The sequence below is a fragment of the Salinimicrobium oceani genome (assembly GCF_012037645.1).
Map to the genome: position 1 here is coordinate 1 of NZ_JAAVJR010000157.1, position 684 is coordinate 684.

A 684-nucleotide genomic window follows, 5' to 3' on the forward strand; every position below is an offset into this window, starting at 1 on the left:
TGTATTTGTCTTTCCAAAGCCTTTGCTTAAACGTTTTTGAGAGCCCTCTTAAAAATACCATTGCAAAAAAATAGCCTTTCTTTTATTCTTTTCCCGGTATCGCTACTTCACTTCTTCTCTAATGAGAAATTTTCTAAAGATTTTCATAATCTTCTATGAAAACCTGTTAAGGACCTTTAAAAACTTCTGCTTCGTCCTTACCTTTAAGTAGCTAACCAACCAATAAGACAATGAAGAAATTTTCCCCATATTTTCTCATTCTTCTTTTCCTGGTCTTTTCCTGTAAAAAAGCCGAAGAAGAACGGGGAGACGAAGAGGAAGTTATTTCGGAGGTTTCCCAGCCTGGACAACGAAAAGTAAATGCCACAGATATTGTCGTACCTGAAGGCTACAAGATCGAAGCGATCGAAGAAGGCCTCACCTACCCAGTAGATATTACTTTTGACGAAGATGGAAGCTACTACATCGCCGAAGCCGGCGGTCATACTTACGGCACAAAACCGGCACGCGCTCCCGAAGCCCGAATCCTCAAGGGAGGTCCCAATAAAAAACTTGAAATATTTTATGATCAGGTGGTTCCAATGACCGAGATCAAAGAGGAAGATTCTTCCGAAGACATGGAAGAAGGCCTTATCCCGCCTGTCACCGGAGTTACATTCTACAAAGGCAATCTATACGTCTCTC

At 41.5% G+C, this 684-nt stretch carries 1 protein-coding gene; it reads left to right on the forward strand.

Annotation, left to right across the window (positions count from 1 at the left end; translation table 11 throughout):
* Positions 1 to 230: 230 nt before the first annotated feature.
* Positions 231 to 684, forward strand: a 454-nt coding sequence (locus HC175_RS15995) for a hypothetical protein (protein ID WP_209310023.1), incomplete at its 3' end; no start/stop codon positions are given.